Origin of the sequence: Geobacillus zalihae NBRC 101842, from assembly GCF_001544135.1 — a bacterium.
GTDB lineage: Bacteria > Bacillota > Bacilli > Bacillales > Anoxybacillaceae > Geobacillus > Geobacillus zalihae.
This window is the reverse complement of record NZ_BCPV01000099.1, coordinates 1-7231: the sequence shown is the minus strand read 5'-3', so window position 1 is coordinate 7231 and position 7231 is coordinate 1. Positions and strand designations below refer to the sequence as shown.

Annotated in this window: 7 protein-coding genes and 2 pseudogenes; 8 read left to right on the top strand and 1 reads right to left on the bottom strand. The window is 39.5% G+C overall.

Annotated features, from left to right (window positions below):
* Positions 1-150: 150 nt before the first annotated feature.
* The 8 genes and pseudogenes from GZ1_RS16980 to GZ1_RS16945 all read left to right on the top strand — a co-directional run.
* Entirely contained in the window at positions 151-1023 is an 873-nt protein-coding gene (locus GZ1_RS16980; protein ID WP_011230090.1) for a DNA-binding protein, read from the top strand.
* A 420-nt stretch (positions 1024-1443) separates the two neighbouring features.
* Positions 1444-1791: an ArsR/SmtB family transcription factor gene (locus GZ1_RS16975; protein ID WP_011230091.1), complete on the top strand. Its 348-nt coding sequence runs from the start codon at positions 1444-1446 to the stop codon at positions 1789-1791.
* A 39-nt stretch (positions 1792-1830) separates the two neighbouring features.
* Positions 1831-2892: an ACR3 family arsenite efflux transporter gene (arsB, locus tag GZ1_RS16970; protein ID WP_020279843.1), complete on the top strand. Its 1062-nt coding sequence runs from the start codon at positions 1831-1833 to the stop codon at positions 2890-2892.
* A 20-nt stretch (positions 2893-2912) separates the two neighbouring features.
* On the top strand, positions 2913-3335 hold the full coding sequence (gene arsC, locus GZ1_RS16965; protein ID WP_011230093.1) for an arsenate reductase (thioredoxin): 423 nt from the start codon (positions 2913-2915) through the stop codon (positions 3333-3335).
* Positions 3336-3483: 148 nt separating this feature from the next.
* A complete protein-coding gene (locus tag GZ1_RS16960; RefSeq protein WP_011230094.1) occupies positions 3484-3930 on the top strand; it encodes a MarR family winged helix-turn-helix transcriptional regulator in 447 nt (148 codons plus the stop codon).
* 109 nt (positions 3931-4039) lie between these two features.
* Positions 4040-4760: pseudogene (locus tag GZ1_RS16955) on the top strand (permease).
* 13 nt (positions 4761-4773) lie between these two features.
* The gene (locus GZ1_RS16950; protein WP_011230096.1) at positions 4774-5568 is read left to right on the top strand and encodes an arsenite methyltransferase; all 795 of its coding nucleotides are present in this window, start codon (positions 4774-4776) and stop codon (positions 5566-5568) included.
* Between the two features lie 202 nt (positions 5569-5770).
* Positions 5771-6259, top strand: a pseudogene (locus GZ1_RS16945) (GNAT family N-acetyltransferase); the annotation flags it as partial.
* A gap of 480 nt (positions 6260-6739) precedes the next feature.
* Here GZ1_RS16945 and GZ1_RS16940 read toward each other — a convergent pair.
* On the bottom strand, positions 6740-7231 hold a 492-nt coding region (locus tag GZ1_RS16940; RefSeq protein WP_157074395.1), incomplete at its 5' end, for an IS1634 family transposase.

Here is a 7231-nt window from a genome sequence, read left to right as displayed (position 1 = left end):
ATCTTAATTAATTAAATGGGATTTTAATAAAAATGCTTGGCGCTTAAAGCCAAGCATTTCTTATTTTCCTAAAATTACTTAGGTAATGTCATAGGTATAACATTACCAACATATTTTTATTTTAAATAATTTTGAGCGGGGGAGAAGGAGATGGAAGTATATAATGTTCACCAAGCACTAAAAATACTTCAGGAATATTACATTACTGACTCAATTCAAATGGTTACTCGTTGGATCAGAGAAGGAAAGATTAAAGCAGAACGTTCGGCAAATCGAAAGGAGGGTTGGCGAATTTATCACGATGATTTATTCGAGTTTATTGAAGAACAGAGACCAGGTTTGCCTGAAGTAATGGGAGTTTATGAATGGTATGTAGAAAACTCTTTTTCAATGTTGGCGAATGACCATCGTGAAAAGCATAATAAATTGGATTCTGAAGAAGTTAAAGGTGATAGCACTCACTCGGAAGAATTAATGAAACAGCTCATGGAGGAGAAGAATCAATTAGAAAATCAACTCATTAATATGCAGGATGAGTTGAACTTGGTTTACGAGCAAATCACTGAATTAACGGTTAAAGTTCAAAAACTGGAAGAAGAAAATGCTTTTTTAATCGGTTTATATGAGCAAATGGATGAGATGTATCAAGAATTAGAAAAGAAAAATCAACAAGAAAGTAGTAATGAAACACCAAAAACAATGGAACGCAAATTAAAGAAAGAGATGTCTATTGAAGATTTTAAAATGATTTTCGAAAAAGTGATCAAGGGATACAAAAGTGAAACAATAAACTACATACAGCAAGAAAATAAACTAATCAACGAAATATATACGTTGTTTTTCAATGAAGATGGAGAGTTAAAAAACGAGGTTATTGATGATGGAGAATATATTTGTCCATTGACTAAGAAGAAGTATAAAAAAAATTTAAGATCCATGCTTAAAAACGCGATCCGAACCAAATTAGAACAAATCCTGAATTCAGTTGACGAAACAGTGTTAGCTAACGACTCGAGTCGTTAGTCTTTTTTACTTATCAAATAAATAAGGATTTGAAATGGAGTTAACAAACGAACCGAAACAAATAAAAGAAATTTATGACGAGGAGGAGAATCTCTCGTTCTGAAGAATAACAACAAATGGAGACGAGATAAGGCAAGTTTACTTCCGAATTTCACACTTTCGTTTGAATTTGTAAAGATTATGTTAAAGTCGTTTTTTTCTCTTGTTTTATATAAGTATGTAGTTATATACTTATTAAAGGGAAGAGTAAGTATGGTTATACTACCATATCCATTTCGTGGATATGAAAGATGTGACATCATTATTTAGTGTGAGAGGAACAAAATTGCAAATAAAGGGATTTAGGAGTATCATATTTCATTTTCGCTCATATATATAAGTAAATAACTATATAATCATAAAAGAATAGGAGGTGTTTCCATGCAAAAGACAGTAGTGGAAATAGAAAAAGCATCACACGTTTTAAAGTTGCTTGGTGATAAAACACGTTTAACGATCATGGCAATTTTAAAACAACGTGAGTGTTGTGTATGCGAGCTTCTTGAGGTGTTTGACATGAGTCAGCCGGCTATTAGTCAGCATCTTCGCAAGTTAAAAGATGCAGGATTAGTAAAAGAAGATAAGAGGGGACAGTGGATTTATTATTCCCTCAATTCACAAAATGAGTTATATGATTTCATCCAAGATATTCTGCAACATATTCCAGATCAAACAGAGAATATTCGTAAGATTGAGGAAACCAACCCTACGCTCCGTTGCGGTTGTTAACCTACTAATCTACTAATTTAAATTATTAGGGGGGAAAAAATGAATAATACGGGGAAAAAACGTCTATCGTTTTTGGATCGATACCTCACGCTTTGGATTTTCCTTGCTATGGCAGCAGGAATTGGCTTAGGATTTGTCTTTCCAGGCTTTGTAGACGGAATGAACAGTTTGCAGGTAGGGACCACATCAATTCCAATTGCGATTGGCTTAATTTTAATGATGTATCCTCCGTTAGCAAAAGTTCGTTATGAGGAGATTGGGCGCGTCTTTAAAGATGTGAAAGTATTAGTGTTATCGCTCGTACAAAACTGGATTATTGGACCGATTCTTATGTTTTTGTTGGCGATCATATTCTTACCGGATAAACCGGAATACATGGTCGGACTCATCCTAATCGGTCTGGCACGTTGTATTGCGATGGTGATTGTCTGGAATGATTTAGCGAAAGGAGACAGGGAGTACGCAGCTGGATTGGTGGCGTTTAACTCTGTATTCCAAATGCTATTTTACTCTGTTTATGCGTATGTGTTTGTGACGATCATTCCAGAATGGTTAGGACTAGAAGGTGCTGTCGTTAATATTACAATGATGGAAGTCGCTAAGTCGGTGTTCATTTACTTAGGAATTCCGTTTCTTGGCGGAATGTTGACGCGCTTTTTGTTGGTAAAAGCAAAGGGCAGACAATGGTATGAAAAAGTATTTATTCCAAAAATCAGCCCGATTACATTGATTTCTTTGTTGTTTACGATTATCGTCATGTTCTCTTTAAAAGGAGACGTCATTGTAAGCTTGCCGTTGGATGTAGTGAGAGTTGCCATTCCATTGTTGATTTACTTTGTGTTGATGTTCTTCGTTTCCTTCTTCTTAGGGAGGAAATTTGGAGCGAGCTACCCTGTAACCACAACACTTGCCTTTACAGCCGGCAGTAATAACTTTGAGTTAGCGATTGCCGTAGCTGTTGGCGTGTTTGGGATCCATTCTGGTGCAGCATTTGCAGCTGTTATTGGACCACTGGTGGAAGTGCCTGTCATGATTGCGTTAGTCAACGTGGCACTATGGTTTCAACGAAAATACTTTAAAACAGAATCAGTATCATACTAACAACAGAGGTGGAAGGAAACATGAAAAACAAAAAGATCATTTACTTCTTATGCACAGGTAACTCTTGCCGCAGCCAAATGGCAGAAGGATGGGCAAAAAAATATCTTGGCGACGAGTGGGAAGTGTACAGCGCCGGTATTGAAGCGCATGGACTAAATCCAAACGCGGTAAAAGTCATGAAAGAAGTAGGAATTGATATTTCGAACCAGACATCGGATATCATTGATCCGGAAATTTTAAATAAAGCGGATTTGGTAGTAACATTATGTGGTCATGCAGCGGACCATTGTCCAGTAACCCCACCAAATGTGAAACGTGTTCATTGGGGATTTGATGATCCGGCAAAGGCGGAAGGAACGGAGGAGGAAAAATTAGCTGTATTCCGTCGTGTTCGCGATGAAATCGGCGCGCGCATCAAAAAATTTGCTGAAACAGGCGAATAAGACAAAATGACAGCCGAGAAGAATCTTCTCGGCTGATTTTACAGGAGGGGAAATCATGATAAAAATTGGTGAAATTTTATTCTATTTTCTAAATTAAAAAGTTGCAATATGCAAATAATGTGATATAAATAATTATAGAGGTGAAAAAATGGAAAACATTAGAGAGTTGTTTCAAGTGATGACACGTCGTTTTGGATTGCTAAATAAAAATTGCTGTTCGATTGATGATGTAGATATTTCTCTCGTTCAAAGCCATATTCTTTATGAAATTGACAAAAGAGAACATCCCTCCATGCAACAAGTGGCTGAAGCATTAGGAATGGATATTACCACGTTCAGCAGACAGATTCAAAATTTAGTGAAAAAGGGATTAGTAAAAAAAACGCCGCTTCCTGAAGATCGAAGAGTATACACGTTATCGTTAACCACCGAAGGAAAGTTTATCGCAACAACCATTGATCGAGAAATAAATAGATATCTAGAAGAAGTGTTTTCACATATGACGGAATTTGAGAAAGAAACCGTGATTCGTTCGATTAAATTGTTGAATGAGTGTATGGCAAAATCAAGTGTATGTTGTAAACCGTTATTTTGAGGCAAGTATATCTAGGCTTGCCTGTTTGTTAAACATATAGTTGTAATTTGCAAATAAAATAAGGAGAGATAATCAATGAGCATAGCGATTTTTCAAGACTTTCTCTTATATTGCGTTAGAATTAACTCTTTTGTTTTTGGCTATTTCGTTCGTCATTCACTTTTCAGTAAGGATATATTCCTTATGATAAAATGCAAAGTTTGTTAACAAAGCGCCATCCGTTATTCGGAGCATTGGTTGCTGTCGCGTTTGCGTTTTGCTCATGTTCTACGATCCCAGTTGTCGTATCGCTTTTAAACCAGAAGGTCCGTTTCGGTATTGTGATGATTTTTCTCTTTGATTCTCCTGTGCTCGATCCAATCATATTGACACTCATGGCTGCGACACTCGGAGTAAAAAAAGGAGAAGTAGAGATCGGAAAGAAACGAAACATGAGAGAAGCTTTACAGGAGACCTTTCACTTAATAAAAACGGTTTATCCATATTTGCTTTTGGGTGCAGGCATTGAAGCCATTATTCATGGTGCTGTACTGACAGAATGGATTTCAACCTATATGGGGGGTGATAAGTGGTGGCTTGTTCCACTTGCAGCAATCATCGGAATTCCTTTGTATATCCGCCTTTTCACGATGATTCCCATTTCACAAATGTTGATTGCAAAAGGCATGGCATTAGGACCTGTTATGGCGCCGATGGTTAGCTCAGCAGGGGCAAGCTTACCGGAGATCACATGATTACACAGTATCTTTAGAAAGAAGCTGGTCTTTGCGTTTGTAGGTTCTGTCATGACGATGGCAACGTTATCAGGATTTTTATTCTATATCATTTAAGGAGTGATAACTTATGAATCACGTTAATAACGATCAAATCCGGCAAAATGTCCGCAGCCGCTATAAGCAAATTGCGCTGCAGGAAGTAAATTCTAGAAGCTGTTGTTCAGACTCTTCCGGATGTTGTGGTACACCTAATGAGGTATCAGCAAAACTAGGATACTCGGATGAGGAATTATCTGCCGTGCCAGAAGGAGCTAATCTTGGACTTGGTTGCGGCAACCCGCTAGCAATTGCGGAATTGAACCCCGGAGATGTGGTGTTGGATCTTGGTTGTGGTGCCGGTTTCGATTGCTTTTTGGCTGCTCGTCAGGTCGGAGAAACCGGGCGCGTCATTGGTGTGGATATGACACCAGAAATGATCAGCAAAGCACGCAACAATGCTGCCAAGGGTGGCTTTACCAATACTGAATTTCGGTTAGGAGAAATCGAATATTTACCGGTGGCAGATGGTTCGGTGGATGTCATTATTTCCAATTGCGTCATTAATCTTTCTCCAGATAAGCCCCAGGTGTTCAAGGAAGCCTATCGTGTGCTGAAACCAGGAGGGCGCCTTGTCATTTCCGACGTTGTGGCGACGGCAGAACTTCCATCGGAAATCAAAAACAATATGGATGTCTTGTATTCGGGCTGCGTATCAGGAGCAGCATCGATTGGTGAACTGGAATCCATGTTACAACAGAGTGGATTCACACAGATCACCATTGAACCAAAAGATGAATCGAAGGAGTTTATCAAAGATTGGGTGCCTGGAGCGAACATCGAGGATTACATTGTTTCTGCGATCATTAAAGCAATGAAACCTTAAAAAATGTGGTGTAACAGATCGGAACTCGTTGGGGAAGAAAAGCGTGAGTGTTGCTAATGTTACATGGAAAAGGCATTAGGCGATTCCTAGTGCCTTTTCCGTGAAAATCCCACGTTGGTGAGTGGTGATTTTCATGCCCGAGTGGAGGGCAAAACGTTGCCCATGGACCTTTTCTGTATGAAAATAAGGAGGGATTTTTCATATGAACATTCGTAGCTTTCGCAAAGAGGATTGGATGCAAGTGAAGGAAATTTACGAGCAAGGAATTGCGACAGGACAAGCAACGTTTGAAACGACAGCACCATCGTTTGAAAAATGGGAATCGACCATTGCCGCAAATTTATGTTTGGTCGCTGAAAACGAAGAAGGCATTCAAGGCTGGTGTAAGATAAGTAAAGTATCGGATCGCTGCGTGTATGAAGGGGTGGGAGAGGTGAGTGTGTATGTTCGAGATGTGAGTCGAGGAAAAGGAGTGGGAAAAAAACTTCTACAAGCTATGATCAAAGAATCCGAGGCAAAAGGATTTTGGACATTAACAGCAGGGATTTTCCCTGAAAACATACCAAGTTTACGTTTACATCAAAGTGTTGGATTTCGTGAAGTTGGTATCCGACAACGTATAGGAAAGTTAAATGGGGTATGGCGTGATGTGGTATTGCTTGAGCGTCGCAGTCCAGTTGTAGGTATAGACTTGATTATGAATTTTATATTATGTAATCACTTTGTATATATAAAAGTGGCAGATTATTCTCGGATTCATAGCGAACCAAAATAAATCTGCCACTAGAGTTAGATCCAAATACAATTGTGTTATTTCCATATACCATTCTGTCAATGTACAGCCCCTCGTTGTGGGTTATGTCCTCCTCTGCAAAAAACAATATATTTTGTTAATTGTATTTAACTTTTTCCAAGGCTCTTTTGTTATTGTATGAAACGAAGATCATGAATTAAAAAATCTTTTTTCATCGGACAGTTAGGAGTGTAAAGAAATTCAGCTAACGATTGTTGTTGGAGTTTGTTTGCCATTGCTCCTTTAAAGAAGGCAATGGCTTCTTTATCATTCGTTGTTAATTTTACCCGAGTTCGACAGTGACTAGGCAAACAAAATGCCTCTCGCCCCTTGATACAAAAGGGACGAGAGGCATTTGGGCACACTTCGGGCGTGTATCTAGGCGCGAGGATGGATGCCTAGGATCTTCGGAGGAGGCTCCAGCCCTAGAGCCGTAAAGAGTTGCGCTTGTTTGGCCGTCAGCTCGGTTCGTTGATAAAGGTCGCCGTTTTTGGAAGAAAAATGTCCAAGCATAAGACGCTCACATTCATCCCTTACTTTCGGCCACGATTCATGAGTCCGGATCTCTACGATCCGAACTAACAAGAGAGCCAGCCAACTGAGCAGCACATGCGCCCGGATGCGGTCTTCCAAGCGATGATACATGGGACGCAGCTCAAGTGTCGATTTCAACGTCCGAAAGGCCTGCTCGATATCCACCAGCTGCTTATACCCGATGGCGACATCTTCCGCAGACAAGGTATCGTCGGATGTTCGGATGAGATATTTGCCGTCATACTTTTCCGCTTCACGAACCGCCTGCTTGTCGATGCGAAGCGTTCCATCCTTCAACTGGCGCAAGTATTTTCCGTAGGACGGATGGGAACGCAA